The sequence below is a fragment of the Amycolatopsis sp. NBC_01480 genome (genome assembly GCF_036227205.1).
In the GTDB taxonomy this organism is placed as follows: domain Bacteria; phylum Actinomycetota; class Actinomycetes; order Mycobacteriales; family Pseudonocardiaceae; genus Amycolatopsis.
Genome location: NZ_CP109442.1, coordinates 5,920,429 through 5,946,789, shown reverse-complemented (window position 1 = coordinate 5,946,789; position 26,361 = coordinate 5,920,429). Strand labels below are relative to the sequence as shown.

Annotated in this window: 28 protein-coding genes; 17 read left to right on the top strand and 11 right to left on the bottom strand. The window is 72.0% G+C overall.

Going from position 1 to position 26,361, the window contains the following annotated elements:
* Positions 1-16: 16 nt before the first annotated feature.
* Positions 17-643: an aa3-type cytochrome oxidase subunit III gene (gene ctaE / locus OG371_RS28480; protein WP_091629404.1), complete on the bottom strand. Its 627-nt coding sequence runs from the start codon at positions 641-643 to the stop codon at positions 17-19.
* A gap of 95 nt (positions 644-738) precedes the next feature.
* Between ctaE and OG371_RS28475 the strand changes: the two genes are divergently transcribed.
* The 3 genes from OG371_RS28475 (at position 739) to trpD (ending at position 2,687) form a co-directional block, all read left to right on the top strand.
* Positions 739-1,164 carry a hypothetical protein gene (locus OG371_RS28475; protein WP_329058297.1) on the top strand — a complete coding sequence of 142 codons (426 nt, stop codon included), beginning with the start codon at positions 739-741 and terminating at the stop codon, positions 1,162-1,164.
* A gap of 61 nt (positions 1,165-1,225) precedes the next feature.
* On the top strand, positions 1,226-1,636 hold the full coding sequence (locus OG371_RS28470; protein ID WP_091629400.1) for a hypothetical protein: 411 nt from the start codon (positions 1,226-1,228) through the stop codon (positions 1,634-1,636).
* 7 nt (positions 1,637-1,643) lie between these two features.
* Positions 1,644-2,687, top strand: a complete 1,044-nt coding sequence (gene trpD, locus OG371_RS28465; RefSeq protein WP_329058296.1) for an anthranilate phosphoribosyltransferase — start codon at positions 1,644-1,646, stop codon at positions 2,685-2,687.
* Positions 2,688-2,839: 152 nt separating this feature from the next.
* Here the strand turns inward: trpD and OG371_RS28460 are convergent, their stop codons facing one another.
* The gene (locus OG371_RS28460; protein WP_329058295.1) at positions 2,840-3,802 is read right to left on the bottom strand and encodes a GlxA family transcriptional regulator; all 963 of its coding nucleotides are present in this window, start codon (positions 3,800-3,802) and stop codon (positions 2,840-2,842) included.
* A gap of 83 nt (positions 3,803-3,885) precedes the next feature.
* Here OG371_RS28460 and OG371_RS28455 point away from each other — a divergent pair, with 83 nt between their 5' ends.
* Positions 3,886-4,821: a DMT family transporter gene (locus OG371_RS28455; protein WP_329058294.1), complete on the top strand. Its 936-nt coding sequence runs from the start codon at positions 3,886-3,888 to the stop codon at positions 4,819-4,821.
* On the opposite strand, the gene OG371_RS28450 is transcribed toward OG371_RS28455, so the two are convergent.
* Both OG371_RS28450 and ctaC read right to left on the bottom strand, forming a co-directional pair.
* Positions 4,769-5,191 (bottom strand): cytochrome c oxidase subunit 4, encoded by a 423-nt coding sequence (locus tag OG371_RS28450; protein ID WP_329058293.1) that lies wholly within the window; start codon positions 5,189-5,191, stop codon positions 4,769-4,771. The two genes, OG371_RS28455 and OG371_RS28450, sit on opposite strands and share 53 nt — an antisense overlap.
* Positions 5,192-5,230: 39 nt before the next feature.
* A complete protein-coding gene (ctaC, locus tag OG371_RS28445) occupies positions 5,231-6,178 on the bottom strand; it encodes an aa3-type cytochrome oxidase subunit II (RefSeq protein WP_329058292.1) in 948 nt (315 codons plus the stop codon).
* Positions 6,179-6,372: 194 nt separating this feature from the next.
* Here ctaC and asnB point away from each other — a divergent pair, with 194 nt between their 5' ends.
* Positions 6,373-8,307, top strand: coding sequence for an asparagine synthase (glutamine-hydrolyzing) (asnB, locus tag OG371_RS28440; RefSeq protein ID WP_329058290.1), 1,935 nt, complete (start codon positions 6,373-6,375; stop codon positions 8,305-8,307).
* Positions 8,308-8,392: 85 nt separating this feature from the next.
* Here asnB and OG371_RS28435 read toward each other — a convergent pair whose 3' ends face one another.
* Positions 8,393-9,382 (bottom strand): carbohydrate kinase family protein, encoded by a 990-nt coding sequence (locus OG371_RS28435; protein WP_329058289.1) that lies wholly within the window; start codon positions 9,380-9,382, stop codon positions 8,393-8,395.
* A gap of 165 nt (positions 9,383-9,547) precedes the next feature.
* Here OG371_RS28435 and OG371_RS28430 point away from each other — a divergent pair, with 165 nt between their 5' ends.
* Positions 9,548-9,733, top strand: coding sequence for a hypothetical protein (locus OG371_RS28430; RefSeq protein WP_329058288.1), 186 nt, complete (start codon positions 9,548-9,550; stop codon positions 9,731-9,733).
* Between the two features lie 103 nt (positions 9,734-9,836).
* On the opposite strand, the gene OG371_RS28425 is transcribed toward OG371_RS28430, so the two are convergent.
* Positions 9,837-10,214, bottom strand: coding sequence for a HesB/IscA family protein (locus OG371_RS28425; protein WP_091629386.1), 378 nt, complete (start codon positions 10,212-10,214; stop codon positions 9,837-9,839).
* A gap of 145 nt (positions 10,215-10,359) precedes the next feature.
* Between OG371_RS28425 and OG371_RS28420 the strand changes: the two genes are divergently transcribed.
* Together OG371_RS28420 and OG371_RS28415 are read left to right on the top strand one after the other, a co-directional pair.
* The gene (locus OG371_RS28420; protein ID WP_329058287.1) at positions 10,360-11,013 is read left to right on the top strand and encodes a DUF3043 domain-containing protein; all 654 of its coding nucleotides are present in this window, start codon (positions 10,360-10,362) and stop codon (positions 11,011-11,013) included.
* Positions 11,014-11,067: 54 nt separating this feature from the next.
* The gene (locus OG371_RS28415) at positions 11,068-12,057 is read left to right on the top strand and encodes an aldo/keto reductase family protein (RefSeq protein ID WP_091629381.1); all 990 of its coding nucleotides are present in this window, start codon (positions 11,068-11,070) and stop codon (positions 12,055-12,057) included.
* Here the strand turns inward: OG371_RS28415 and OG371_RS28410 are convergent, their stop codons facing one another.
* Entirely contained in the window at positions 12,058-12,726 is a 669-nt protein-coding gene (locus tag OG371_RS28410; RefSeq protein WP_329073284.1) for an IspD/TarI family cytidylyltransferase, read from the bottom strand.
* A gap of 161 nt (positions 12,727-12,887) precedes the next feature.
* On the opposite strand from OG371_RS28410, the gene cobT reads away from it, so the two are divergent.
* Positions 12,888-13,967, top strand: coding sequence for a nicotinate-nucleotide--dimethylbenzimidazole phosphoribosyltransferase (gene cobT, locus OG371_RS28405; RefSeq protein ID WP_329058285.1), 1,080 nt, complete (start codon positions 12,888-12,890; stop codon positions 13,965-13,967).
* A 179-nt stretch (positions 13,968-14,146) separates the two neighbouring features.
* Here cobT and OG371_RS28400 read toward each other — a convergent pair whose 3' ends face one another.
* Positions 14,147-15,250 (bottom strand): branched-chain amino acid aminotransferase, encoded by a 1,104-nt coding sequence (locus tag OG371_RS28400; RefSeq protein WP_329058284.1) that lies wholly within the window; start codon positions 15,248-15,250, stop codon positions 14,147-14,149.
* A gap of 114 nt (positions 15,251-15,364) precedes the next feature.
* Between OG371_RS28400 and OG371_RS28395 the strand changes: the two genes are divergently transcribed.
* Entirely contained in the window at positions 15,365-15,658 is a 294-nt protein-coding gene (locus OG371_RS28395) for a hypothetical protein (RefSeq protein ID WP_329058283.1), read from the top strand.
* 21 nt (positions 15,659-15,679) lie between these two features.
* Here OG371_RS28395 and OG371_RS28390 read toward each other — a convergent pair whose 3' ends face one another.
* Positions 15,680-16,306 (bottom strand): DUF402 domain-containing protein, encoded by a 627-nt coding sequence (locus OG371_RS28390; protein ID WP_329058282.1) that lies wholly within the window; start codon positions 16,304-16,306, stop codon positions 15,680-15,682.
* Positions 16,299-17,156, bottom strand: a complete 858-nt coding sequence (locus tag OG371_RS28385) for a sulfatase (protein WP_329058281.1) — start codon at positions 17,154-17,156, stop codon at positions 16,299-16,301. Before OG371_RS28385 ends, OG371_RS28390 begins: the two co-directional genes overlap by 8 nt.
* Before the next feature lie 102 nt (positions 17,157-17,258).
* On the opposite strand from OG371_RS28385, the gene OG371_RS28380 reads away from it, so the two are divergent.
* Positions 17,259-18,761, top strand: coding sequence for a leucyl aminopeptidase (locus OG371_RS28380; protein ID WP_329058280.1), 1,503 nt, complete (start codon positions 17,259-17,261; stop codon positions 18,759-18,761).
* A 91-nt stretch (positions 18,762-18,852) separates the two neighbouring features.
* The gene (locus tag OG371_RS28375; RefSeq protein ID WP_329058279.1) at positions 18,853-19,836 is read left to right on the top strand and encodes an SMI1/KNR4 family protein; all 984 of its coding nucleotides are present in this window, start codon (positions 18,853-18,855) and stop codon (positions 19,834-19,836) included.
* A 25-nt stretch (positions 19,837-19,861) separates the two neighbouring features.
* Here OG371_RS28375 and OG371_RS28370 read toward each other — a convergent pair whose 3' ends face one another.
* Entirely contained in the window at positions 19,862-20,209 is a 348-nt protein-coding gene (locus OG371_RS28370; protein ID WP_091629370.1) for an oxidoreductase, read from the bottom strand.
* A 192-nt stretch (positions 20,210-20,401) separates the two neighbouring features.
* On the opposite strand from OG371_RS28370, the gene lpdA reads away from it, so the two are divergent.
* From lpdA to OG371_RS28345, 5 genes are all read left to right on the top strand, one after another.
* Positions 20,402-21,775 carry a dihydrolipoyl dehydrogenase gene (gene lpdA, locus OG371_RS28365; RefSeq protein WP_329058277.1) on the top strand — a complete coding sequence of 458 codons (1,374 nt, stop codon included), beginning with the start codon at positions 20,402-20,404 and terminating at the stop codon, positions 21,773-21,775.
* A 55-nt stretch (positions 21,776-21,830) separates the two neighbouring features.
* A complete protein-coding gene (sucB, locus tag OG371_RS28360) occupies positions 21,831-23,609 on the top strand; it encodes a 2-oxoglutarate dehydrogenase, E2 component, dihydrolipoamide succinyltransferase (protein ID WP_329058276.1) in 1,779 nt (592 codons plus the stop codon).
* A 113-nt stretch (positions 23,610-23,722) separates the two neighbouring features.
* Entirely contained in the window at positions 23,723-24,835 is a 1,113-nt protein-coding gene (locus tag OG371_RS28355; RefSeq protein WP_329058275.1) for a serine hydrolase, read from the top strand.
* Positions 24,832-25,326 carry an ArsR/SmtB family transcription factor gene (locus OG371_RS28350; protein WP_329058274.1) on the top strand — a complete coding sequence of 165 codons (495 nt, stop codon included), beginning with the start codon at positions 24,832-24,834 and terminating at the stop codon, positions 25,324-25,326. Before OG371_RS28355 ends, OG371_RS28350 begins: the two co-directional genes overlap by 4 nt.
* A gap of 15 nt (positions 25,327-25,341) precedes the next feature.
* Entirely contained in the window at positions 25,342-26,226 is an 885-nt protein-coding gene (locus OG371_RS28345; RefSeq protein ID WP_329058273.1) for a TIGR01777 family oxidoreductase, read from the top strand.
* Positions 26,227-26,361: the final 135 nt, after the last annotated feature.

Sequence of the window (26,361 nt, the reverse complement as noted above, 5' to 3'; positions counted from 1 at the left end):
TGGTGGCGGGCGCGGATCAGGGCAGGATGTAGATGACCGCGAAGAGGCCCACCCACACGATGTCGACGAAGTGCCAGTAGTACGACACCACGATCGCCGAGGTGGCCTGCGCGGGCGTGAACTTGCTGAGCTTGGTGCGGATCAGCAGGTACACGAACGCGATCAGCCCGCCGATCACGTGCAGGCCGTGGAATCCGGTGGCCAGGTAGAAGACCGTGCCGAACGGGCCGGACGGGATCGTGAGGCCTTCGTTGACCAGGTTGTGGTACTCGTTCGCCTGACCGAACACGAACACCGCGCCCATGATCAGCGTGATGATGTACCAGCGCCGGAGGCCGTAGACGTCGCCGCGTTCGGCCGCGAACACGCCGAACTGGCACGTCAGCGAAGACAGCACCAGTACCACGGTGAACGGGATCGCGTACGCGACGTTGAGGTGGAACTCCTCGCCGTGCAACGGCGGCGGCCACGGCGCGCCGGCCGGGTTCTGCGCCTTGACGGTGAAGAACATGGCGAAGAGTCCGGCGAAGAACATCAGTTCGCTGGACAGCCACACGATGGTGCCGACGCTGACCATGTTCGGCCGGTTCAGCGAGTGGACCCGCTGACTGATGGTGGGAGCTGCCGTTGTCACGGATCGCATTATGTCCTCCCGCGCGGGCACCCCGCCGTTCGGGTCCACGGCGGGTCGTGGGAGCTTCGCGTCACACCCTCAACCGGCGGACGTGAGAGCTACTCATGGGTTTACTGGATCGGCTTCGTGACCTGGCCGGAAAGCGGGAAACACCCGGTCTGACGCCCGACACGCCCGGTTTGGAGATCGTCGCGGAGGCCTTCGACCCGGCCGTCGCGGACTCCGCGGTGCTGGCGAGTTCACCCGCCTGGGTCACGGCCGCGCCCGCCGTTCTGGTGCACCACTTGAGTCTTCCGCCGGACCGCGTGGCCGAGGCGGCCGGAATCCTCGCGCAGGACGGCTGGGAGCTGCGGGAACAGGGGCCGGACGGCGAACGCGTCCTCGTGCACGCCGTGCGAGTTCAGGTGCTCGACGCGTTGCACTGCGCGCAGGAGCGGTCCCGGATGGCCGGGCTCGCGCAGCGCCTCGGCGGCGACGCGCTCGGCTGGGACGCCCGGCAACCGGGTGAGTCGCCGACCGCGCCAGCGTGACGAGCGTCTCGGCAGATACCATCGCGGCAGTTCCACCCCTGACGAGACGGAGGCGTGCTTGATGGGCGAGCAGGCGAAGCGGATCCTGGTGTTCAGCCACAAGGCCGAGGTGCGCGACGCGATCGTGAACGCCGTCGGCCGCCGGCCGGCCGCCGACCTGGGCCGCGTGGAGTACGTCGAGGCCGCCGGGATCGCCGACGTGCTGAGCGAAATGGACGCGGGCACCGTCGACCTCGCGATCCTCGACGGCGAGGCGCAGCCCACCGGCGGCATCGGGCTGACCCGGCAGCTGAAGAACGAGATCACCGACTGCCCGCCGATCGTGGTCGCCGTGCGGCGCCAGGACGACCGCTGGCTGGCCACCTGGTCGCAGGCCGACGCGGTGCTGGTGCACCCGCTCGACCCGCTGACCGCGGCCGAGACCGTCGCCGGTGTGCTGCGCGCCGGGCGTGTGCCCGTCGTCAACGGCTGAGCCCGCGATGAGCGCCGACCCCCGCACCTGGCCGGCCCTGCTGACCCGGCTGATCGGGCGCGAGGACCTCTCGGCCGACCTCACCCGCTGGGCGATGGACCAGATCATGTCCGGGGAGGCCACGCCGGCGCAGATCGGCGGGTTCGCGATCGCGTTGCGCGCCAAGGGCGAAACGCCGGAGGAGATCTCCGGCATGGCCGACGCGATGCTGGCGCACGCGCGCCGGATCGAGCTGGCCGCTCCGTCGGTCGACATCGTCGGCACCGGCGGCGACCGGTCCAACTCGGTCAACATCTCCACCATGGCCACGATCGTCACGGCCGCCGCGGGCGCTCCGGTGGCCAAGCACGGCAACCGGAGCGCGTCGTCGAAGTCGGGTGCCGCGGACGTGCTGGAGGCCCTCGGCGTCAAGATCGACCTGCCGCCCGAGGCGGTGCGCCGCTCGCTGGACGAGATCGGCATCGGGTTCTGCTACGCGCCGGCGTTCCACCCGGCGTTCCGGCACACCGGCCCGCCGCGGCGCGAGCTGGGCGTGCCCACGACGTTCAACCTGCTCGGCCCGCTGACCAACCCGGCCCAGCCGCGCAGCGCGCTGATCGGCTGCGCGTACGCGGACAAGACGCGGGTGCTGGCCGAGGTCTTCGCTCAGCGCGGGATGTCGGTGCTGGTGGTCCGCGGCGACGACGGGCTGGACGAGATCACCACCACCACGACCACTTCGGTGTGGGTGGTCTCCGGGGGCACGGTGACCGAGCAGAGCTTCGACCCCGCCGTGCTCGGCGTTCCGCGGGCCACGGCCGAGGATCTGCGCGGTGGGGACGCGGCCGCGAACGCCGAGGTCGTGCGCGAGCTGGTCGCCGGCAAGGCGGGCCCGGTGCGCGACGCGGTGGTGCTGAACGCCGCCGCCGCGCTGGCCGCGTTCACCGGCTTTTCCGGCTCCCTGGAAGACGACCTGGCCGCCGGGCTGGACCGCGCCGCCCAGGCCATCGACTCCGGCGCCGCGGCGAAGCTGCTGGAGCGCTGGATCGCCTTCTCCTCGGCCCCGAACTGATCCCCGGCCCGAAGCGCCCCAATGTGGCGTTGGTTGCGTTGAACGCACCCAATGTGGCGTTCGGTGCGTGGAATCAGGGCTGGGCGCGCAGCGCCTCCGTCGAGGGTGGCGGTGGGGCAGGGCTGGAGCACCGAACGCCACATTGGGGCGCATCAGGACGGCCGGAAGGCGGCCCGGTAAGCGCTCGGCGTGGTCGCCCGCAGCCGGGTGAACTGGTGCCGCAGCGCGGCGGCTGAGGCGTAACCGCAGGCGCTCGCGATGTCCTCCACCGAAAGCCGGCCCTCTTCCAGCAGGGCCTGCGCGCGGTCGAGGCGGCGTTCGGTCAGCCAGCGGTGCGGAGTCGTGCCGGTGGCGGCGGAGAACCGGCGCAGGAACGTGCGCTCCCCCAAGCCACTGCGCCGGGCCAGCTCGGCGACGGTGAACGGCCGGTCCAGCCGCCGCTCGACCCACTCCAGGGCCTCGGCGACCACGGCGTCGTCCGGGGCGGCGGTGGCCGGCACCGGGGCCTGGACGAACTGCGCCTGGCCGCCCGCGCGGTGCGGCGCCGCGACCATGCGCCGGGCCAGCGTGGTGGCCGCCGTGACGCCGCGCAGCCGCCGCACCAGGTGCAGGCACAGGTCCACCGCGGCCACCGTGCCGGCACTGGTGAAAATCCCGTCGTCCTCGGCGTAGAGGGCCTGCGGATCGACGACGGCGGACGGGAAGCGGCTGCGGAACTCCGGCTCGTACACCCAGTGCACGGTGCAGCGGCGGTCGTCGAGCAGGCCCGCGTAGCCGAGCGAGAAGACGCCCGCGCAGAAGCCCGCCACCCAGGCACCGCGCGCACGAGCGTCACGCAGCACCTCGAGCACCGGCTCCGGCGGCGGGGCGGTCCGCGGCGCGCAGGTCGGCACGATCAGCAGGTCCGCGGCCGCGGCGAAGTCCAAACCGGACAGACCGTCGAGGCCGAAACCGGACCAGCTGGGCACATTCGCGCCGTCCGGCGAGCAGACGCCGAACTCCCAGCCCTCGATGCCGTCGGCGCTGCGGTCGGTGCCGAACACCTCGCACGCCACCCCGAGCTCGAACGGCGACACCCGATCGGCCAGCACCACCGCGACCCGCTGCACGTCCATGCCGACCAGGATGTCACAAGTTTTGCGGCCGTTGTCATCTCTGACACTGGTCGGCGGCCGCCGGCGAGAACACGCTGGGGCGCATGAAGAATCCCGAATCCCGCCCGCTCCTGCAGTGGTCCGCCGCGATGGCGCTGTCCGGCACGATCGGCGCGGTCGTCCTGGAGAGCGGCGCCGCCGCCCCCGCGGTCGCCTTCGCCCGCTGCGTCGTCGGCGGGCTCCTGCTCGTGCTCTGGTGCCTGGCCCGCGGCTGGCTGCAGACCTGGCGACCGACGCGCCGCGACCTGCTGCTCGCCGCGCTCGGCGGGGTGCTGCTGGTCGGCAACTGGGTGCTGCTGTTCGCCTCATACGCGCTGTCGTCGATCGGCGTCAGCACGGTCGTCTACCACACGCAGCCGCTCATCCTGGTCGGTCTGGCGGCGGCGTTCCTCGGCGAGAAGGTCTCGAAGTCACACCTCGCGCGCGGCGGGATCGCGTTCGCCGGGGTGATCGTGATCTCGCTGTCAGCGGACGGCGACGACGGCAAACCCGTGCGGCTGGCCGGGATCGCGCTCGCGCTGGGCGCGGCGGTGCTCTACGCCGGCGCGTCGTTCGTGGCCAAGCAGCTGAAGCACATCCGGCCGCACCTGCTGGCGGCGGTGCAGTGCGCGGTGGGCGCCGTGCTGCTCGCGCCGGCGCTGGCCTTCACGCCGCTGCCGCACAGCACTTCGGGGCTGCTCTGGCTGGTGCTGCTGGGCACCGTGCACACGGCGGTGATGTACGTGCTGATGTACGCGAGCATCGGCAAGCTGCCCACCACCACGGTGGCGCTGCTGTCCTACCTGTACCCGGTGGTCGCCGTGATCGTCGACATGGCGGTGTTCGGCCACCGACTGAGCTGGCCCGAGGGCCTGGGGATGCTGGCGGTGCTCGCCGCCGCGCTGGCTCCCCAGCGCGGCGGCCGGGCGGCCCGGAAGCCGCCCGTCGTCACTCGTGGTTCGGACCCGTGTGGTACTCGAACACCAGTCCGCCCACGGTGATGAGCAGGGCCACCAGGGCCAGCACGAGCAGCCAGATGTGGAAGAACGCGAGCGCCACGCCGCACAGGGCGGCCGAGGCGGCCAGGCCGATCGGCCAGTAGCTGCCCGGGCTGAAGAAGCCCAGCTCGCCCGCGCCGTCGCTGATCTCGGCGTCCTCGCGGTCCTCCGGGCGCGGTTCGATCCGGCGGGACACGAACTGCAGGTAGCTGCCCGCGAGGAACGCGAGGCCGCCGGTCAGCAGGAGCGCGACGATGCCGACCGGCTCGGCCTTCTGGCCGGTGGCGTAGAGGGCAGTCATCACCCAGTAGATGGCGGCCATGACGACCGCGAACCCCGCCACCAGGTAGAAAACCCGGGCTTCGACCTTCATGGGACTTTCTCCCCTACTCCTCTGGTTCGCCGGAACCGGTCAGTTGGACGCGGTGCGCGCGGTGCGGTCGGTGTTGAACGGCTGCGTGGTCACCGCGTGCGGGGTGCACAGCTCGCCGCAGTTCATCGCCGTCAGCGCCTCGGAAGCCGTGTTCGGCTTGCCCGTCTTCGGGTTCGTCTCGGTGCGCAGCTTGATGTACTGGTCGTACTTGTCCGGGGACAGCGCGCGGACCTCGAAGTTCATCACCGAGTGGTAGGTGCCGCACAGCTCCGCGCACCGGCCGACGAAGGAGCCCTCGCGGTCGATGGAGTTCTGGAACGAGCTGTCCTGGTTGTTCTTCTCCGGGTCCGGGAACACGTCGCGCTTGAAGTGGAACTCCGGGACCCAGAACGAGTGGATGACGTCGGTGGACCGCAGCCGGTACTCGATCGTCTTGTTCGTCGGCAGCACCAGCAGCGGGATCTCGCCGGACGAGCCGACGGTGCTCACCTTGGTGCCGTCCGCGAGCTTGGCGTTCGCGTCGTCGTACTGGAACTCCCAGTTCCACTGGAACGCCACCACGTCGACCACGACGTCGGGGTTCGGCTTCTTCGCCAGCACGTCGTTCTCGGCCGTGGCGGTGAAGAAGAACAGCACGCAGACCATGATCGTCGGCACGACGACCGTGAAGATCTCCAGCGGGATGTTGTACTGGAACTGCCGCGGGAGGTCGTCCGGACCCTCGACCGCGGCGTTCTTCTTCTTGCGGTGGAACGTGGCGGTCCAGAAGATCAGGGCCCACACGATGACGCCGACGACCAGGGCGGCGATGACCGTCCAGGTCCAGAGGTTCCGCATCTCGTTGGCCTGCGGGGTGACCCCGACCGGCCAGCCGAATCGGAGGATCTCGTCCCCGGAGCAGCCCGTCGCGGTCAGCGCGACCAGCACGGCCAGCGCGGCGACGCGACCGGCCCGCTTACCCACCGGGGTGCGCTCTGGTTTTCCCACTGCGCCTCGCCCTTTCACCCAGAGCCTCCTCGACCGATCTTCGTGACAGGCGGAGCCTAGCCGAGTTGGCGCTTCCCGCTGACCAAGGGGTAACCCCAAGACGCGCGGGTAACCCGGCGGGGCCGGGCGGGCCCCGCTCGCGGCATACTGGGCCCTTCCCCGGACCGGCCCGACCCAGAGGTGTGTGAGTACACGTGTGCGGCCTGCTTGGACTGATTTGCGCGACCGAGACCGACGCGGCGAACGCGCGTGAAGCCGTCGGCGCCGCAATGCGGTGCCAGCGCCACCGCGGCCCCGACGAGCAGGACACCTGGGCCGACGCCGAGGTCGTCTACGGCTTCAACCGGCTCGCCTTCATCGACGTCGAGCACTCCCACCAGCCGCTGCACTGGGGCCCGCCGGAGGCGCCCGGCCGGTACACGCTGAACTTCAACGGCGAGGTCTACAACTACCGCGAGCTGCGCGACGAGCTGGCGGCCGAGTTCGGCGCGAAGTTCGAGACCGAGGGCGACGGCGAAGCGGTCGTCGCGGCGTACCACTACCTCGGCGCCGACGCGGTGAAAAAGCTGCGCGGGATGTTCGCCTTCATGATCTGGGACGCCCAGGAGAAGGTCGTTTTCGGCGCGCGCGACCCGTTCGGCATCAAGCCGCTGTTCTACAGCGCCGGCCCCCACGGCGTGGCGTTCTCCAGCGAGAAGAAGAGCCTGCTGGAGCTGTCGGACACGCTCGGCGTGGCGCAGGAGCTGGACCGCACGGCGCTGCAGCACTACCTCGTTCTCCAGTACGTGCCGGAGCCCGAATCGCTGCACACCGGCGTGCGCCGGGTCGAGTCCGGCACCTCGTTCCGCGTGGTCCCGGGCGGGCAGGTCGAGTTCACCCGCTACTTCCACCCGCAGTTCGCGACCAAGCCGGTCAACGGCGCCGACGAGGCCGACGAGCTGTACCAGCGCATCGCCGATGTGATGCGCGACTCGGTCGGCAAGCACATGATCTCCGACCCGGACGTGACGGTCGGCGCGTTCCTGTCCGGCGGCATCGACTCCACCGCCACCGCGACGCTGGCCAAGGAGCACAACCCGAACCTGATCGCGTTCACCACCGGGTTCGAGCGCGAGGGCTACTCCGAGGTGGACGTGGCCGCCGAGTCGGCCGCCGCGATCGGCGTGAAGCACGTGGTCCGCACCGTCTCGGCCGACGAGATGATGGAGGCCCTGCCGCTCATCGTCTGGTACCTCGACGACCCGGTGGCCGATCCGGCGCTGGTACCGCTGTGGTTCATCGCCCGCGAAGCGCGCAAGCACGTCAAGGCGGTGCTGTCCGGCGAAGGCGCGGACGAGCTGTTCGGCGGTTACACGATCTACAACGAGCCGATCTCGCTGGCACCGTTCGAAAAGGTGCCCGGCAGTGTGCGCAAGCTCATCGGCAAGGTGTCCACCAAGATCCCCGAGGGCACCCGCGGCAAGGACCTGCTGCGCCGCGGCGCGCTGCCGCTGGAGGACCGCTACTACGGCAACGCCCGCAACTTCCGCGACGACCAGCTGCGCGCGGTGCTGCGGACCTACACCGAAGGCGTGGGCTTCAAGGACGTCACCGCGCCCTGGTACGACGTCTCGCGCGGCTGGGACCCGGTGGCGCGGATGCAGCACGTGGACCTCTACACCTGGCTGCGCGGCGACATCCTGGTGAAGGCCGACAAGGTCACCATGGCCAACTCGCTGGAGCTGCGCGTGCCGTTCCTCGACGCCGAGGTGTTCAAGGTCGCCGCTTCGATTCCGCTGGACCAGAAACTGGCCCACGGCACCACGAAGTACGCGCTGCGCCAGGCGCTGGCCAAGATCATCCCGCCGCACGTGCTCAACCGCCGCAAGCTGGGCTTCCCGGTGCCGATCCGGCTGTGGCTGCGCAACGAGATGTACGACTGGGCCCGCGGCATCATCAACGACTCGAAGACCGACGAGCTGCTCGACAAGGCCGCCGTGCTCCGGCTGCTGGAAGAGCACAAGGCCGGCCAGCTCGACCGCAGCCGGCAGATCTGGGCCCTGCTGGTGTTCATGCTGTGGCACGGGATCTTCGTGGAGCACCGGATCAAGCCGGAGATCCCGGAGCCGGTCTACCCGGTCAAGCTCTGAACTCCGTCCCAGGTCAGGACTCGTGAGTGTTTACGACGGTTAGAACCGTCACAAACACTCACGAGTCCGAAGACCCGGGCCGGGATCAGCCGGGCAGGACCGCGGCGATCTCGTCCGCGGACTCCGGGCCGAAGGCCTCGCTGAGCCGGGCCAGCGCGTCGGCGCGGTCGAAGGCCCACTCCTGGGTGCCGACGGTCTCCAGCACCAGCACCGCGACCAGCGAGCCGAGCTGCGCGGCGCGCTCCAGGCCGAGGCCGCCGTCGAGGGCGGCGAGGAAGCCGGCGCGGAAGCCGTCGCCGACGCCCGTCGGGTCGGCCTTGCCGCGCTCCGGGACCGCACCGATCTGCAGGTTCACGCCGTCCTTGCCGACGATCTCCACGCCCTTCTCGCCGAGCGTGGTGACGCGCATGCCGACGCGTTCGAGCACGTCCGCCTCGGTCCAGCCCGACTTCTGCAGCAGCAGCTCCCACTCGTAGTCGTTGCTGAACAGGTACTTGGCGCCCTCGATGAACGCGCGCACCTGCGCCCCGTCCATGCGGGCCAGCTGCTGCGACGGGTCGACGGCGAAGGTGTAGCCGCGCTGACGGCACTCCTCGGCATGGCGGACCATGCCGTCCGGGTCGTCCGGGCTGATCAGCACCAGGCTCAGCGCACCCGCGCGGTCGGCGATGGGCTTGAGCTCGATGTTGCGCGACTCCGACATCGCGCCCGCGTAGAACGTGGCGATCTGGCACAGGTCGGTGTCGGTGGTGCAGACGAACCGCGCGGTGTGCGCGACCTCGGAGACCAGCACCCCCGAGGTGTCGACCCCGTGCCGCTCCAGCCAGGACGCGTAGTCGGCCCAGTCCGCCCCCACCGCGCCGACCAGCACCGGGCGCACGCCCAGCACACCCAGCCCGAACGCGATGTTCGCGCCGATCCCGCCCCGCCGGACCACCAGGTCGTCGGCCAGGAAGCTCAGGGACACCCGGTGCAGCTGCTCCGCGACGAGCTGCTCCGCGAACCTGCCGGGGAAGTGCATCAGGTGGTCGGTTGCGATGCTGCCGGACACCGCGATCCTGGCCTTGTCTGCCACCGGTTCTCCTCAAAGCTCGGTCATGGCTGTCATGGCTCTCGTGTGCTGGAACTCACGCGAAGTTACCCGCTGGTCATGCCCCGTACGGGTAGTTCCCGCGCCTCGTCCGACACTACCGGCTGGTACCGCTTTCCCCCTCGAATCAGGGTCAATAGCGTCGGCGACGTGAACGTCACCACCGAACCGGAAACGCTCGGCGAGCTGATCGCCGACTGCGCCCACATCCCGTCCGCGCTGCAGGTCAAAAAGCCCGGCGCCGAGAGCCTGCCGCGCCCCCGGGAGGCGGCGGCACCGTGGAGCGTCGACGACGCCTGCCACGCCCAGGTCGCGGACCTGGACGCCTACGTCTGACCGGCCGCGCCAGAGCACACGAAGGCCACAGCACACGAAGAGAGGGCCCCCGCCGTCACCGGCCGGGGCCCTCTTCACGTTCCGCGTTCTGCGAAGCCGGGGCTCAGTGGAAGCTGTCGCCGCAGGCGCAGGACCCGGTGGCGTTCGGGTTGTCGATGGTGAAGCCCTGCTTCTCGATGGTGTCGACGAAGTCGATCACCGCGTCCGTCACGTACGGCGCGCTCATCCGGTCGACCGCCACCTGCAGGCCGCCGAAGTCGCGGAACAGGTCGCCGTCGAGCGTGCGCTCGTCGAAGAACAGCTGGTAGCGCAGGCCCGCGCAGCCGCCGGGCTGGACGGCGATGCGCAGGTGCATGTCATCGCGGCCCTCCTGCTCGAGCAGGGCCTTCGCCTTGGCTGCCGCGGTGTCGGTCAACGTGACGCCGTGGGTTTCCTCGGCGGCCTCGGCCTGCGTCGCGCCGGTCTGCTCAGCGGTCGTCATGGCACTCCCTCTTGGTCGAACTCGGTGCGGGTACTACTCGTGCGCAATTTCCAACGCGAGCCGCGCCCGATCTGTTCCCCCGCCATCGTCGCACATCCAACGCACCTGGTGAACAACGCCGTGACGCCTGCAATACCCTGGTGAGGTGAGGTTCCTGCGCCGAAGCACCACAGACACCGCCGCCGAAGACCAAGGCGACGCCATCGAGGTCGATGCCGCCACCGGCAAGGCCTCGTACACGCCTGGCAAAGGCCGGGCGACGCCGAAGCGGCGGGAAGCCGAGGCGAAGAAGCGGGGACCCGTCGCGCCGCCGCCCACCAGCATGCGTGAGGCGATGAAGCGCAACAAGGAGCTGCGGAAGGCGAACCCGCAGCTCAAGGAGGAGCGCCGCAGCGCCGCGCGCGAGTCCCGCGCCCGGATGATGGCCGGTGACGAGAAGTACCTGCCCAACCGCGACCGCGGCCCGGTCAAGGCGTACGTGCGCGACCTGGTCGACTCCCGGCGCAACATCCTGGGCCTGTTCATGCCGCTGGCCATCCTGGTCTTCGTGGCGCTGCTGATCCCGGTCCCGGCGGCGCAGCAGTACATCACCCTGGTCTGCATGGCGATGCTGCTGGTGATGGCCGTCGAAGGCGTGGTGAACGGCCGCCGCATCGGCCGGCTGGCGCGCGAGCGCTTCCCGAAGGAGGCGGTGGGCGTGCGCGGCCTCGGCTGGTACGCCTTCGTCCGGGCGAGCCAGATCCGCAAGCTGCGCGTGCCGAAGCCCCGCCTCAAGCCGGGCGAGCCGATCCCGAGCTGACCGCCGGGACGGGGTTCGTTAGCGAGGCGAACAACTTCGCCTAGGCTGTGCGCCATGGAGTTTCGACGACTTGGCCGCAGCGGCCTCAACATCAGTGAGATCTCCTACGGCAACTGGCTCACGCACGGTTCCCAGGTCGAGGAGGAGCAGGCCCAGGCCTGCATCAAGGCGGCGCTCGAGGCGGGCATCACCACGTTCGACACCGCCGACGTCTACGCCAACACCGCCGCGGAATCCGTGCTGGGCCGCGGCCTGAAGGGGCAGCGCCGGGAGAGCCTGGAGATCTTCACCAAGGTCTTCTGGCCCACCGGGCCGAAGGGGCCGAACGACAAGGGCCTCTCCCGCAAGCACATCCTGGAGTCGGCGAACGCGTCGCTCCAGCGGCTCGGCACCGACTACCTGGACCTCTACCAGGCGCACCGGTTCGACCGGAGCGTGCCGCTGGAAGAGACGATGCTCGCCTTCGCCGACCTGGTGCGCCAGGGCAAGGTGCTCTACGTCGGGGTCTCGGAGTGGACCGCGGAGCAGATCACCCGCGGTGCGGAGCTGGCCCGGGAGCTGAAGGTCCCGTTCGTCTCGAACCAGCCGCAGTACTCGATGCTGTGGCGCGTGATCGAGTCGCAGGTGGTGCCGGCGTCCGAGCGCGAGGGGCTGAGCCAGATCGTCTGGTCGCCGATCGCGCAGGGGGTGCTCACCGGCAAGTACAAGGCCGGTCAGCCGCTGCCCGCGGGTTCGCGCGCGACCGACGAGAACGGCGGCGCGAACACGGTCAAGGGCTTCCTGAACGACAAGACGCTCACCGCCGTCGCCAAGCTGGAGCCGCTGGCGGCCGAGGCCGGGCTGAGCATGGCGCAGCTGGCCGTGGCGTGGGTGCTGCAGAACCCGAACGTCGCCTCGGCGATCATCGGCGCGTCCCGCCCCGAGCAGGTGCACGAGAACGTGAAGGCGGCCGGGGTGAAGCTCGAGCCGGAGCTGCTCACCGCGATCGACGAGGCCCTGGAGGACGTCGTCGAGCGCGACGCCTCGCTGACCCGCAGCCCCTGATCAGCGGCGCAGCAGCCGTTCGGCCACCAGCAGGTCGTGCGGGTAGGTGATTTTCAGGTTCTCCGCGCCGCCGGGCACCCAGCGCACCGGCAGCGCGGAGAACCGCTCCATGCACGAGGCCGTGTCCGTGCCGAGGAAGCCCTCGGCGTCGGCCTGCTCGTACGCCGCGAGCAGCGGCTGGGCGCGGAAGCCTTGCGGCGTCTGGACGCGGATGGCGCCCGGGACCCGCGCCGAAACCGTCTCGCCGCCGGTCACCGCGACCACGTCGTCGGCGGCCAGGCCCGGCACCGCTCCCCCGTGCTCCCGCGTCCGCGCGAGCACGTCGGCGATCAGCTCCGGTGAGGCCAGCGGCCGGGCTGCGTCGTGCAGCAGCACGGCGTCCACGCTGCCGTCCGCGATCCGCGAGGCCAAGTGGCGCAACGCATTCAGCTCCGAAGCCTGGCGCGTCGCCCCGCCCGGCACGATCTCGACCGGGCCGGGGTGCGCGGCCAGCACCTCGTCGGCCAGCTCCGCGTCCTGCGGCCGGATGACCAGCACCAGCACGCCCACTTCGGCCACCGCGGCGAACGCCGCCAGCGACCACGCCACCACCCGCCGGCCCGCGACGGGCAGGTACACCTTGTTCAGCTCGGCGCCGACGCGGGTGCCGGCGCCACTGGCCAGCACCACCCCGGCCGCAGTCGTTTCCCGCACGTCGCGCGACCCTACTGGGCCGCGCGCCCCGGCGTGCAGCCGAGCGCGCCGGGCGCGATCCGCGGTGGGCGCCGGAGGTTTTCCCGCGGCGGCCGGTAGGTTTGCCACCGGGTACCCCGGCGAGAGAAAGGCCTGGCGTGGACGCGGACACCAGCATCGAGTTCGGCGAGATCGAGCCGCCCAGCGACCAGGCCCGGTCGGCGGCCATCGCGTTGCACGGCAAGCTCGTGAAGCCGGCCGGCTCGCTCGGCCGCCTGGAGGAGCTGGGCGTGTGGATCGCCGCCTGCCAGGGCCAGGCGCCGCCGCGGCCGTTCACCCGGCCCCGGGTGGTCGTGTTCGCGGGTGACCACGGGATCGCGCGCAACGGCGTCTCGGCCTATCCCGCCGAGGTGACCTCGCAGCTCGTCGGCACCATGCTCACCGGCGGCGCGGCGATCAACGTGCTCGCGGCCGCGGCCGGCGCGAGCGTGCGCGTGGTCGACATGGCCGTGGACACCGGGGAGTCGGCCATGCGGTCGATCGGCGAGTTCAAGGTCCGCCGCGGCTCGGGCTCGATCGACGTCGAGGACGCCCTCACCGACGACGAGGTCCGCGCCGCCGTGCGCGCCGGCATCGCCATCGCCGACAGCGAGGTGGACGGCGGCGCCGACCTGCTCATCGCGGGCGACCTGGGGATCGGCAACAGCACCCCGGCGTCCGTGCTGGTCGCCGCGCTGACCGGCAGCGAGCCGGTGGCCGTGGTCGGCCGCGGCTCCGGCATCGACGACAACGCGTGGATGCGCAAGGCCGCCGCGGTCCGCGACGCGCTCCGCCGCGCCCGCGCGGTCCTGGCCGACCCGCTGGCGCTGCTGCGCACCTCCTCGGGCGCCGACATCGCCGCGATGGCCGGGTTCCTGGCCCAGGCCGCGGTCCGCCGCACGCCCGTGGTGCTCGACGGCCTCGTGGTCTGCGCCGCCGCGCTGGTGGCCGAGGAGCTGGCGCCCGGCGCGCGCCGCTGGTGGATGTCCGGCCAGCTGACCGGCGAGCCCGCGCACGCGCTGGCCCTGGAGCACCTCGACCTCGGCGGCCTGCTGGACCTCGACGTCCGCCTCGGCGAGGGGACCGGCGCCGTCACCGCCCTGCCGCTGCTGATGATGGCGGCCCGGGTGCTCGCCGAGATGACCACCCACGAGCAGTCCGGCGTCTCCGGGCCGCTCGTCCCGGTCGAGGCTTCCTGAACCGGCCGGCTCGCGTCCGATGCGCCCCAATGTGGCGTTCGGTGCGTGGAATGAGGGCTGGGCGCGGAGCGCCTCGGTTGAGGGTGGCGGTGGGGCAAGGCTGGAGCAACCAATGTGGCGTTGGGTGCGTTCAACGCACCCAACGCCACATTGGGGCGTTTCGGAGCAGGCGGCGCCGGTCAGCGCAGCGGCAGCATCCAGCCCTCGGGGGCCGGGCGGGTGCCCTCCTGGATGCCGACCAGTTCCTCACGCAGCTTCATCGTCAGCGTGCCCGGCTCGCCGCCCGAGACGGAGAACTCGCCGCCCGCGTGCTTGACGTGCCCGACCGGCGTGATGACCGCCGCCGTGCCGCAGGCGAAGACCTCGGTCAGCTCGCCCGAAGCGGCCGTCTTCTCCCACTCCTCGGTGGAAATCCGGCGCTCCTCGACGGTGTGGCCCATGCCCTGCGCGAGCTGCAGCAGCGACTTGCGCGTAACGCCCGGCAGCAGCGAGCCGGTCAGCTCCGGCGTCACCACGCGGGCGTCGTCGCCCGAGCCGAAGACGAAGAACAGGTTCATCCCGCCCATTTCCTCGACCCAGCGGCGCTCGACGGCGTCGAGCCACACCACCTGGTCACAGCCCTTCTCCACGGCCTGCGCCTGCGCCACGAACGACGCCGCGTAGTTGCCGGCGCACTTGGCGAACCCGGTGCCGCCGGGCGCCGCCCGCACGTACTCCGTGGACAGCCACACGCTCACCGGCTTCACGCCACCGCTGAAGTACGGCCCGGCGGGCGAGGCGATCACCGCGTACACGTACTCGCCGGCCGGCCGGTTGACACCGAGGCCGGTCTCGGTGGAGATCATGAACGGGCGCAGGTAAAGGGATTCGCCCTGTTTCGTCGGCACCCAGCGCTCGTCCACCGCGACCAGTTCGCGCAGCGAGTCGAGGAAGATCTCCACCGGCAGCTCCGGCATCGCGAGCCGCTCGGCGGAGTGCTGGAAGCGCTCGGCGTTCGCGTCGGGCCGGAAGGCGGCGATGGAGCCGTCCGGCTGGCGGTAGGCCTTGAGCCCCTCGAAGATCGCCTGCCCGTAGTGCAGCACGGACGTGGCCGGGTCGAGGGAAAACGGCGCGTACGGCCCCACCGTCGCGTCGTGCCAGCCTTCGGCCGCGTTCCACTTCACCGTCACCATGTGGTCGGTGAAGAAGGTGCCGAACCCGGGCTGGGCGAGTACCTCGGCGACGCGTTCCGGGCTCGCGGGGCTCGAGTTCGGGACATGGGTGAACTGCGTCGCTGTCGTCATGGTTAGACGATAGCGCTTGGTCGGAGGCGCGTTAGTCGGAAGACCGCCTATTTCACACGCCGCGTACTCCCGCGCCCGCAGCGTGACCCGGCGCGGCGCCACTAGGATGGCGGCGTGACCTCACAACCCGCACTTCCGGCCAAGCCCGGGTTCGGCACCGACCTGAAGACCTTCGGCACGGCGGTCCTGCTGACCTTCGGCGCCGGCCTGCTCGGCATGGTCGGCTGGGCCCTGCTCAGCAGCGGCTTCGGCTTCTTCCTCGGCCTCGTCGCGGCCGGCTTCGGCATCTACTGGTGGCGCAGCCTGCACGGCAAGGTGTTCGCGGCGGACCTGCCCACCCGCTCGGTGATCATCCTGCTGGTGGTCAACGTCGTGCTGGCCGGGATCCTGCTGCTCACCGCCGGCTGAGGCGAGTCAGCACAGCCCGAGTCAGCCCAGCCCGCCGGGCAGCTCCGGCGCGGGCCAGGCCGGGTCCGGCCGGAAGTCCGTGTGCGTGCCGTCGAACGGGAACGCCCGCCGCTCGGCCAGCGCGCCGAGCCGCTCCCCCTCCGCGCGCAGCCGGTCCAGCTGTGCGGCGGTGAGCCGTCCGGCGAGGACGGCCTCCGCGGCCTCGTCCTCGTCCTCCCAGCGCCAGCCGCCGTCCGGGGTGACCACGACGTCCAGCACGCCGTCGATCCGGTCCGGCCCGGCGGCGGTGCGGCCCCTCGGCAGCTCGAGGTTGACGTACCACTCCAGGAAAGCGCCGTCCGGCCCGAAGAACCACCAGACCGACGACCACTCGTCCTCGGTGATCATCCGCAACGTGGACGTGCCGTGCCAGATGTCGGGCACCGGCACGCGCGGGATGCGGAAGCGCTCCTCGAGCGGGGCTTCGTGCATCCTGCGGCCGTCGGCGAGCCGGCTGCCGACGATCGGCGTGCCCATCGGGAGCCAGCCGAACAGCACGCGGCCGTCGTCGGAGACCACGCGCAACGGGTGGTGCTGGCCGATGCTGCCGTCGGGCCGGACGAACCGCTCGACCACGGTCTGCCCCGGCTCCCAGCGGTAATCACTCATGCACGTCACGGTAGCGGCGCCCGCGGGCCCGCAGCACCAGCTCGGCGACCGTGCCGAAGCCGGCCGCGAGCAGCGCCGCGTACGGCGTCAGAAGCAGTGCCGCGACCGCGCCGACGATCCCGCCGGCCGCCCCGAGTAGGCCGCCTTCCGGCGCGAACCGTGAACGCGCGTCGGTGAACGTGGTCAGCGCGGCGGGGACCGTCGCGAGCACCACGGCCACGGTGAGCAACGGCTGCAACTGGCCGGCGTCCGCGGCGTAGAGCAAGTCGCGGAACGACGTCGCGGACAGGCCCAGCCGGATCGGGCCGAGCTGCACCAGCGCGACCAGCGTCACCAGCACCGCGACCCCGCCGAGCGTGACGGTCCGGCCCAGTGCGCGGTCCCCCTCGGCCGGCAGCAGGAACGGCAGCACGACCAGCGCCGCCACCACGATCCCGGCGATGTCCGGCGCCCCGATCCCGCCGCCGGCCGGCACCGGCGCGATCACCGAGCACAGGACCACCAGCACCGCGGCGGCGACCAGCAACGCCACGGTCAGCCAACGGCGCAGCGCCGCCGGCAGCCGGAGCCCGGCCAGGTCGGCGGCCGCGACCACCAGCACGAGCCCCGCCGCTGCTGGCGCCGGGGCGCCGGGAACCACGTAGTCGCCGAACACGATCGCGTACACCACGACCAGCGCGAGCCGGGCGAAACCGCCGGCATACCGGTCGGCCCGGGTGTCGCCGGGCGCGGGCAGCCGGGTGGCGGAAACGGCGGCGACCGCGGCCAGCACCACCCCCGCGAGCACCCAGTAACCGGCGCCGGCGGCCCCCACCGCGAGCACGACGAGGAGCCCTCCCCCCAGGCGCACGATGGTCCCCTTCCGACGTCCGGCCACGCGTGTCATTAGCATGGCTCACGATCCGTCCGGGCGCGCCGCCCGGTACCACCGTGAACGCGCGAGGAGCCAGAAGTGACCGTGCCGAAGCTAACCCTCTCCGACAACAGCGAGGCGGCACTGGCCAAGACCCGCGCCGACGTGGTGGTGATCGGCACCCTGCAGGGGGAGAACGGCCCGACGCTGGCCGACGGCGCCGCCCTCGCCGACGCCGCGTTCGACGGCAAGCTGGCCGGCGTGCTCGCCACGCTCGGCGCGAGCGGCAAGGCCGAAGAGGTCGTCAAGGTGCCGACGCTGGGCAAGCTCCCGGCTTCCGTGGTGCTGGCCGTGGGCCTGGGAAAGCAGGCTGACGGCACCGTCACCGCCGAGCAGGTCCGCCGCGCCGCCGGTGCCGCCGGCCGCGCGCTGGCCGGGACCGAGCGCGCGTTCGTCACGCTGTCCGCGCTCGACCTGCAGGCCGCCGTCGAGGGGCTCGTGCTCGGCGCGTACACCTTCACCGAGTACCGCTCCGAGAAGGGCGACGCCCCGCTGGCCAAGGCCGACTTCGTCAGCCCGGCGGACGGCGCGCCGCGTGAGCACAAGGCGACGCTGAAGGCCGCGACCGCCATCGCCGAGTCCGTGATCATCGCCCGCGACCTGATCAACACCCCGCCGAACGACCTGTTCCCGGCCTCCTTCGCCGACCGCGCGAAGAAGCTCGCCGAGGCCGGCGGCCTCGACTTCGAGGTGCTGGACGAAAAGGCGCTCAAGCGCCAGGGCTTCGGCGGCATCCTCGGCGTCGGCGTCGGCTCCTCGCGCCCGCCGCGCCTGCTGCGCGTGGGCTACAAGCCGGCGAAGGCGGTCAAGAAGGTCGCGCTGGTCGGCAAGGGCATCACGTTCGACTCGGGCGGCATCTCGATCAAGCCCGCCGCGGGCATGGACAACATGACCTCCGACATGTCCGGTGCCGCCGCCGTGCTGGCCTCGGTGGTGCTGGCCGCGAAGCTCAAGTACCCGGTCGAGGTGACCGCGCACATCCCGCTGGCGGAGAACCTGCCCTCGGGCACCTCGTACCGGCCGGGCGACGTGCTGACCATGTACGGCGGCAAGACCGTCGAGGTGCTCAACACCGACGCCGAGGGCCGCCTGGTGCTGGCCGACGCGATCGTGCGCGCCGCCGAGGAGAACCCGGATTACCTGATCGAGACCGCCACGCTCACCGGCGCCCAGGTCGTCGCGCTCGGCAACCGCACGGCGGGCGTGATGGGCTCGGACGAGTTCCGCGACCGCGTCGCGGGCATCATGCAGGCCACCGGCGAAGGCGGCTGGGCGATGCCGCTGCCCGAGGAGCTGCGCGCCGACCTCGACTCCCGCCTGGCCGACCTGGCCAACGTCACCGGCCACCGCTGGGGCGGCATGCTCGCAGCCGGCATCTTCCTGCGCGAGTTCGTGGCCGAGGGCCTGCCGTGGGCCCACATCGACGTCGCGGGCCCGGCGTACCACACCGGCAGCCCGTGGGGTTACACCGGAAAGGGCGGCACCGGCGTCCCGGTCCGCACGATCGCCGCGGTGCTGGCGGACATCGCCGAGCAGGGCTGACCCCGCTTTTCCGACAGGTCCGTGAAGGCCTCCTTGCCCGCGTCGCACGCGGGTAAGGAGGCCTTCACGGCTTTGTGGCACCCTCGCGCCCATGGAGCGTGACGAGTACCTCGAAGCAGCGGTCCGCGACGTCCTCACCGGCGACGAGGCGACCGTCGACCGGCGGGTCGGCCACGCCGCGCTCCTGCTCGCCACCGCGGGTGCGCCCGAGTCAGCCGACCGGCTCGTCACGCAGTGGCGGCAGGTGACCGAGCGGCCCGTCACGCGGCTGGCGGACGACGCCGTGCGGGCGCGGGCCTGGGCGATGCTGGCGGAGGCGCGCGGCGTCCGTCCACAATGGGCAGACGCACTGTCCCCTTTGGACCTCGATGCGGAAGAGCAAGCCCACCAAGCGCTCCTGACCCGCCGGGTGTCCGAGCTGGAGGGCGTCTTCGACGGCTCGCCCATCGCGGGCGTCGTCTCCGGGCTCGCGCCGGGACGGCCCGACCCGGTTCGCACCGCGCTCGCCGAGGGCGACCTCGAAGGGTGGGCCGCGCTCGTCGCCGGCCACGCCAGTCCGGACGTCGCCACGCTCGGGGCGACCCGCCCGCTCGCCGCGCGGCTCGTGGCCGGCGCCGACCCGCTCGGACTCGGTCCCGAATGGCCGGAGCAGTGCGCCGCCGCGCTCGTCGCCGCCCTGCGCGAGCGCTATCCCGCCGATGCCGGCAGCTGGCCCGAACTGGTCGCCGCGATCGTGCGGCTACGCGGTCAGCAAGCTCCCGCCCCGGCGTCCGAAAGCGACGTCACCGCAGCCGAAACGCGACTGGGCACAACCCTGCCCGCCGACTACCGGGAATTCCTGCGGACGGCCGACGGGCTGCCCGCGGACGTCGTCTTCCCCCGGCTGCTCCCCGCGCGCGAACTCCGCGCGGACGGCCCGGTGGTGATCGTCTCCGAGCCCGCCGTGGTGCTGCTCACCGCGACCGGCGGCCAGTGGCACACGGTCGAGGTCGACGTCGTGTTCGGCAGCACGGCGCACCCGAGTTTCCGCGCGTTGCTGGAGCACCACCTGCGGCTGCTGGAGGCCGCCGGCTGACCCGCCCGGCGCGGGGTGAGGAACCTCACCCAGGCGCCTGACCGCGCTTCTTTCGCTCGGTGTACTCACGCATGCGCTTGGGGTAACCGACCCGGGCCACCTCGTACACCGGGATAGACCGCCGGTGCCCGAACTGCTGGGCGGACTCGAGGCCGCCGATGCGCCGCCGGGTCCACTCGCCGTCGTGCGCGACGAGGACCACGGTGGCCTCCGTGACGTTCGTCTTCGGCTCCACGTAGGCCTCCACCCCGCGCCGGGCCGCGGCCCATTCCTCCAGGTGCCGGGTGTCCTCGGAGCTGGCCTTGCGCGTCGTGCCCGGGCGGCCACCGCGGCCCCGCCGGCGCAGCGAGTCGAAGATCCCCACTCCGACCACCTCTCTTCCTGCTCGTGTCCGACTTCCATTATTCCCGGGCCCGGGTGTGGTCGGTGTCGCGGAAGCCGCCTTCGCCCGGCTAGGTCGCAAGCCGAATCAGCGTAGTGACAAGATGGCGTTGTCGCGCGCGCGTTTATACCGCGCCGGGCGGCAACAGAGCTTCACCCCTAACGCTGCCGAGGAGTTATTGAAGTGACCGACACCTCCGCCGACCTTGTGATCCTGGGAGGCGGATCGGGCGGCTACGCCGCGGCCTTCCGCGCGGCCGAGCTGGGCCTTTCCGTCACGCTGATCGAGAAGGACAAGCTGGGCGGGACCTGCCTCCACCGGGGCTGCATCCCGACCAAGGCCCTGCTCCACGCCGCCGAGGTCGCCGACGAGACCCGCGAGGCCGATTCCGTCGGCGTCAAGGCCGTCTTCGAAGGCATCGACATCGCCGGTGTCAACAAGTACAAGGACGGCATCGTCTCCCGGCTGTACAAGGGGCTGCAGGGCCTGGCCAAGGCCCACAAGGTCAACCTGGTCGAGGGCTCCGGCACGTTCGTCGGCGGCACCACGGTCGAGGTGGACGGCACCCGGCACACGGGCAAGAACGTCATCCTCGCCACCGGCTCCTACTCCCGCACCCTGCCCGGCCTCGAGCTCGGCGGCCGGATCATCGCCAGCGAGCAGGCCCTTTCGCTCGACTACGTGCCCAAGAAGGTCGTGGTGCTCGGCGGCGGCGTGATCGGCGTCGAGTTCGCCAGCGTGTGGGCCTCCTTCGGCGTCGACGTCACCGTGGTCGAGGCGCTCCCGCGGCTCGTGCCGAACGAGGACGAGTTCGCCTCCAAGCAGCTCGAGCGCGCGTTCCGCCGCCGCAAGATCGCCTTCAAGACCGGCGTGCGGTTCACCGGTGCCAAGCAGGACGACAACGGCGTGAGCGTTTCGCTGGAGTCCGGCGAGACCATCGAGGCGGACCTGCTGCTGGTCGCCGTCGGCCGCGGCCCGAACTCGGCCGGGCACGGCTACGAGGAGGCCGGCGTCAAGATCGAGCGCGGCTTCGTGCTCACCGACGACCGCCTGCGCACCAACCTGCCGAGCGTCTACGCCGTCGGCGACATCGTGCCCGGCCTGCAGCTCGCGCACCGCGGCTTCCAGCAGGGCATCTTCGTCGCCGAGGAGATCGCCGGGCTGGCCCCGCGCGCGATCGACGAGAGCGGCATCCCGCGCGTCACCTACTCCCACCCCGAGGTCGCCTCCGTCGGCCTCACCGAATCGCAGGCCAAGGAGAAGTACGGGGCGGACGTCACCACGTTCACCTACGACCTCGGCGGCAACGGCAAGAGCCAGATCCTCAAGACCTCCGGTGGGGTCAAGCTGGTGAAGGCCCCCGACGGCCCCGTCGTCGGCGTGCACATGGTCGGCGACCGCGTCGGCGAGCTGATCGGCGAAGCGCAGCTGATCTACAGCTGGGAGGCGTTCCCGGAGGACGTCGCCCCGCTGATCCACGCGCACCCCACCCAGACCGAGGCCCTCGGTGAAGCGTTCCTTGCCCTCGCCGGCAAGCCGCTGCACGTGCACAGCTGACGTCTCACCGGCAGAATCCACACCACGTTTCACAGATCAAGGGAGTCAGCGAACGATGGCCTACTCCGTCACGTTGCCGGAGCTCGGTGAGAGCGTCACCGAAGGCACCGTCACCCGGTGGTTGAAGCAGGAGGGCGACACCGTCGAGGTCGACGAGCCGTTGCTGGAGATCTCCACGGACAAGGTCGACACCGAGGTCCCGTCGCCGGTCGCCGGCACGGTTGTGAAGATCAGCGCCCAGGAGGACGAGACCGTCGAGGTCGGCGGCGAGCTCGCCGTGATCGACGACGGCACCGGCGGCGTGCCCGAGTCCTCGGCTCCCGCGGCGCCGGCCGAAGCGGCCGCGCCCGCCGAAGAGAAGCAGCCGGAGCCGGCTCCCGAGCCGGCCCAGGCCGAGGCCCCGTCCCAGCCGGACACCGCGCCCGCGGCCGGCGGCGAAGGCACCGAGGTGAAGCTGCCCGAGCTGGGCGAGAGCGTCACCGAGGGCACCGTCACCCGCTGGCTGAAGCAGGTCGGCGACGCGGTCGAGGTCGACGAGCCGCTGCTGGAGATCTCCACGGACAAGGTCGACACCGAGGTCCCCTCGCCGGTCGCCGGCACGGTGCTGGAGATCCGCGCGGGTGAGGACGAGACCGTCGAGGTCGGTGGCGTGCTCGCGGTGATCGGTGCCGCCGGTGCGGCCCCGAAGCCCCCGGCCGCCCCGGCGCCTGCTCCCACGCCGGCACCGACGCCCGCGCCCGAGCCGGTCCAGCAGGCCAAGCCGGAGCCGACGCCGCAGCCCGCCGCACCCGCGGCGCCTGCCAAGCCCGCCCCGGCCGCCGCGCCCGCTCCGTCCGCTGCGTCCACTTCGGACAACGGCTCGGCGGACGGCCCGTACGTGACCCCGCTGGTGCGCAAGCTCGCCACGGAGCACGACATCGACCTCACTGCCCTGACCGGCACCGGGGTCGGCGGCCGGATCCGCAAGCAGGACGTGCTCGCCGCGGCCGAGGCCAAGCAGAAGGCGGCCGCCCCGGCGCCCGCCGCTGCCGCCCCGCAGGCCGCGTCGGCGCCCGCCCCGGCCGCGGCGGCCAAGCCGCGTGCGGCCGCCGTCTCGCCGGACATCGCCGCCCTGCGCGGCACGGTCCAGAAGGCGAGCCGGATCCGGCAGATCACGGCGTCGAAGACCCGCGAGTCGCTGCAGGTCTCCGCGCAGCTCACGCAGGTGCACGAGGTCGACGTCACCAAGATCGCCAAGCTGCGCCAGCGCGCGAAGGCGGCGTTCAAGGAGCGCGAGGGCGTCAACCTCACGTTCCTGCCGTTCTTCGCCAAGGCGACGGTCGAGGCGCTCAAGCAGCACCCGAACGTCAACGCGTCCTACAACGAGGACACGAAGGAGATCACCTACCACGGCGCCGTGCACCTGGGCATCGCGGTGGACACCGACAAAGGCCTGCTCTCCGTCGTCATCCACGACGCCGGCGAGCTGAGCCTGGCCGGTCTCGCGCACCGCATCGCCGACCTGGCGGGCCGGGCGCGGGCCGGGCAGATCAAGCCGGACGAGCTGTCGGGCGGCACCTTCACCGTCACGAACATCGGCAGCAACGGCGCCCTGTTCGACACGCCGATCATCGTGCAGCCGCAGTCCGGCATGCTCGGGACCGGCGCCGTCGTGAAGCGCCCGGTCGTGGTGGCCGACGCCGAGGGCAACGACACGATCGCCGTCCGCTCGATGGTGTTCCTGCCGCTGACCTACGACCACCGCCTGGTCGACGGCGCGGACGCCGGCCGCTTCCTGACCACGATCAAGCAGCGTCTGGAAGAGGGCAACTTCGAGGACGAGCTGGGTCTGTAAGGCTCCGTTCCCGCAGCGAAGGCCGCCGCACTCCCCCACGGGTGCGGCGGCCTTCGCCGTTTCCGCGGACTCCGTTATTCCGGAATTACGGAGTTTCAGAGTACCGTAGGGCCATGCTCACCCGACGAAGCCTGCTGACCGCCGTGGCCGCCGCCGGCTCGGCCGCCCTCCTGCTGCCCGCGACCGCGAACGCCGCGCCACCGGACACCTCGACGCCGGAGGGCTGGCTCGAGTGGTTCGCCGCCCACCGCGCCGACGTGTCCGCGGTCGCGGATTACGGCACCGGCCACCGGCTCCGGCACCGTCCTGACGAGTCGCGCGTGCTGGCGTCCGCGATCAAGGTCGTGCACCTGGCCGCCTACGCCGCCGCCGTCGCCGCGGGCCGGATCAACCCGGATGAGCCGATCCGGCTGGGCGAGTGGGACGCCCGTCATCCCTACCTCGGCGACGGCCTGATCGGCTCGGGCTCGCACCACAGCGCGCTGACCTGGCTGGGCGTCCCGTGTGACGAGTACGGCGTCGCGAAGGACCCGGAACAGCGGGTGCCGCTGCAGAAGCTGGCCGAGGCGATGATCCTGTTCAGCGACAACGCCGCGGCCGACTACCTGCGCGCCCGCCTCGGCGACCCGGCCCTGCGCGCGGCCGCGGCGAAGGGCGGCTGGCCGAACCCGGACCTGCGCATGTTCGGCGGCGAGACGCTGCTGTGGCTCTTCCCCGAGTACGCGCCGCCGGCGGGCACACCGGTGCTGGTGCGCCGGGCCGTCGGCGACGCGTTGTCGGACCGGTTCGCGCGTGACCCCGGGTTCCGGAAACTCGTGCTGCCCCAAGCGTTCTCGCACCCGCCGACCACGGAGTCGACGCTCGCGTGGGTCGCCCGGACCGGCCGCGGCCCGGCGACCGGCCTGTTCGCGCTGCACCGCGCGCTCGCCACCGGTGGCGGGAAGGCCGCCGCGCTCGCCCGTGACGTCCTCGCGCTCGGCCTGGCGGACCAGGTGCCGCCGGGCGCGGACTCGGTGCTGTTCAAGGGCGGCAGCCTGCCGGGGGTGCTCACCATCGGCCTGGACCTGCTCGCACCCGGACGTGCCGGCACCGGGGTGCTGATGCTCTCGAATGTGTCCGATGTGGACTTCGCCAACTCCGTCCCGCTGATCGAGGCCGCGATCGGCAGCCTCGCCACGCCGGGCGGCTTCACCGGGTTGGCGCGCGCTGGGACACTGAGTCCATGACCGACGATCCCGACCTGGCCGAGCGCCTCGCGGCGCTGGAACGGCGGGTGGCCGCGCTCGAGGGCCGGCCGGAGGAGTCCATTCCGGACACTCCCGGGGGCGCCGTCGGCTACCAGGGCGAGCTGACCGAGCCGGGCGAGCTGCGCTGGGCCATCCGGCTGGCGGCCCCCGCCGTGCTGGCGCTGCCCGACGGCCCGCGGGTCGAGGTGCTGGCCGCGCTGGCCAACCCGGTCCGGATCGCGCTCGTGCGCGCACTCGCGCAGGACGGCGCGCAGACCGGCGCGGCCCTGCAGGAGGCGGCCGAGCTGGGCTCGCCCGGCCAGCTGTACCACCATCTCAAGGCCCTCACCGGCGCCCGGCTGGTGGAGCAGGACCGCCGTGGCAGCTACCGGCTGCGCCCGGCCGCCACCATCCCCGCGCTGGTCCTGCTGACCGCGGCGGCGGACATCGCCGGCCAACTGGGACCGGGCGTGCGGAACCAGAACGGATAGGACACGATCTCAGGCATGCGGGTACTCATCGCGGGCTCCGGCGGGCTCATCGGCACGGCGCTGGCAGTCCGGCTCCGGACGTCCGGCCACGACGTCCTCCGTCTGGTGCGCCGCGACGCGCGGGCCGCCGACGAACGCGGCTGGGACCCGCCGTCCGCCCGGATCGACGAGGGCGCGTTCACCGGCGTCGACGCGGTCGTCAACCTGTGCGGCGCGCCGCTGCTTCCGGGCCGCTGGAGCGCGATGCGCAAGCAGGTGCTGCTCGACAGCCGCGTGGAGCCCACCGAGGTACTGGCCGAAGCCGTCGCCGAGCACGGCGTCGGGGTGCTGGTGAACGGCTCCGCTGTCGGCTACTACGGCAACAGCGGTTCGACCGTCCTCGACGAGACTTCCCCGGCAGGCCAAGGCTTCCTTGCCGAACTGTGCACGGCCTGGGAGGCGGCGACCGCCCCGGCCACCGCGGCCGGCACCCGCGTGGTGTCGGTCCGGACGGGCCTGGTGCTGTCCCGCCACGGCGGCCTGATGGCGTTGCTGCGCCCGCTCTTCAAGCTCGCCCTGGGCGCCCGCCTCGGCGACGGCCACCAGTTCATGTCCTGGATCTCCCTCGACGACCAGGTCGGCGCCCTGATCCACGCCCTCACCCGCGACGACCTCGCCGGCCCGGTCAACCTCACCGGCCCGGCCCCGGTGAGCAACACGGAGTTCACCCGGGCCCTGGGCCGCGCCGTCCACCGCCCGGCGCCGTGGCGGGCACCCGGGTTCGCCCTGAAGCTGGCCCTCGGGCAGGCCGCGGAGGAGATGGCGCTGTTCGGCCAGCGCGCCGTCCCGCGTGAACTGGAACGCGTGGGTTACGTCTTCCGCCACGAAACCCTCGAAAGCGCCCTGGCCTCGGCGACGTGACCAGATTCCGCTGCCGCTCCGGGACTTGCGCCCGGCTGCGCGCCCGGCCCTCGATGCGCAAGACCCGGATGTCGCCGAACCCCGCACCGGCACGCCAACTCGACTCGCGTACGCGCCCGCCGCAGCCGCCACCCG